The following is a 1,715-nucleotide window of genomic DNA, read 5'->3' on the forward strand; positions in this document are numbered from 1 at the left end:
CGAGTCGGTCCCCTTCGACATCCACGAGGTCATCGACGGGCTCGTCGACGCCGACTCCTTCTTCGAGCTCAAGCCACTGTGGGCGGCCGAGCTGGTCATCGGGTTCGGCCGGATGGCGGGCGAGACCGTCGGCATCATCGCGAACAACTCCATGGTCAAGGGCGGGGTGCTGTTCACCGACAGCGCGGACAAGGCGGCCCGGTTCATCTGGCTCTGCGACGCCTTCAACATCCCGCTGATCTACCTCGCCGACGTGCCGGGCTTCATGATCGGCTCCGATGTCGAGCGCGGCGGGATCATCCGGCACGGCGCCAAGATGGTCTCCGCCGTCGCGTCGGCCACGGTGCCGCAGTTCTGCGTCGTGGTCCGCAAGGCGTATGGCGCCGGGCTCTACGCCATGGGCGGCCCCGGCTTCGGCCCGGACGCGACGATCGCGCTGCCCACGGCCCGGATCGCGGTCATGGGGCCGGAGGCGGCGGTCAACGCCGTCTACGCGAACAAGATCGCGGCCGTCGAGGCCGAGCAGGGCGCCGAGGCCCGGGACGCCTACGTCGCCGAGCGGCGCAGCGAGTACGAAGAGGACGTCGACATCGAACGGCTCGCCGCCGACCTCGTCCTCGACACGATCATCGAGGCCGACGAGCTGCGTGACGACCTCGTGCGCCGGCTCGCCTACGCCGCCCACCGCGACCGCCACTTCAGCCTCAAGCGGCGCTCGGTGCCGCCGGTCTGACGCAGCCAAGCGCGGGAAGCGGGCGGAGGGCGCCGCACCCGCCCAGCCCAGCGGCATACCCCTGCGGTGTCCGTTCGGGGTTGAAGGTGGGTACCCGTAGGCTTGGGGACGGCCACCTTCCCCGCTCGGGGCGGTGGCCCCGTTCCGCCGCGTCCACCAAGGGGTCAGCCATCCTCGCCACGATCGAGACCATGAACAAGGACAGCCGGGCCGGCGAGACCCAGCTGCCGTTCTACCGACGCTTCAGCGTCTGGTTCCCGTTCACGGTCTACCTCGTGTCGCGGGTCTTCGTGCTCATCGCCGGCATCATCCTGGCCCGCAACCAGATCGCGCTGCCGATCGGCACGGAGCGGATCCGGATCACCTACCCGATGCCCGCCGACCCCGGCTACCTCGCCGTGATGACGAACTGGGATGGACAGTGGTACCGCGTCATCGCCGAGCACGGCTACCCACTGGTGCTGCCACGCGCCGGCTGGGGCGGGGTCGACATGAACCCGTGGGCGTTCTTCCCGGTCTTCCCGCTCGCGGTCGGCGGCATCATGCGGGTCACCGGCCTGCCGTTCGTCATCGTCGGACCGATCCTGTCGACGATCATCGGGTTCTTCGCGATCCACCTGCTCTTCAAGCTCGTCGACCGGGCCGTCGGCCGCTGGGAGGCGATCGTCGCGGTCATCGGGGTCTGCTTCTACATCGCGTCCCCGATCTTCTCGGCGTCCTACACCGAGTCGACCGCGCTGCTCATGGTCGTCGTGTGCCTGCTGCTCCTACGGGCCCGGCGCTACGGCTGGCTCGTGCCGGCGCTGCTCGTGCTCGCGCTCAGCCGCAACGTCGTGATCGCGATGGTGCCGGTCATCATCGCCCACGCTGTGGTGCGGGGGCGGCCCCGCCCCCCGGGCCCCCAACACAAACGCGAGCGGCAACGAAAACCGGCGCGCCCCCGCAACAACGGGCCGCTGACGCACCACTGGCCCACCCAAGA

2 protein-coding genes are annotated in these 1,715 nt (G+C 69.9%); both read left to right on the forward strand.

The genetic code is table 11. The features are described 5' to 3' along the window. Positions 1 to 733 (forward strand): carboxyl transferase domain-containing protein (locus Q0W90_RS24445; RefSeq protein WP_297777268.1); only part of this gene is annotated, 733 nt, incomplete at its 5' end. 191 nt (positions 734 to 924) lie between these two features. After that, positions 925 to 1,715, forward strand: a 791-nt coding sequence (locus Q0W90_RS24450; protein WP_297777270.1) for a hypothetical protein, incomplete at its 3' end; no start/stop codon positions are given.

Source organism: Mycobacterium sp. (assembly GCF_025933915.1).
Classification (GTDB): domain Bacteria; phylum Actinomycetota; class Actinomycetes; order Mycobacteriales; family Mycobacteriaceae; genus Mycobacterium.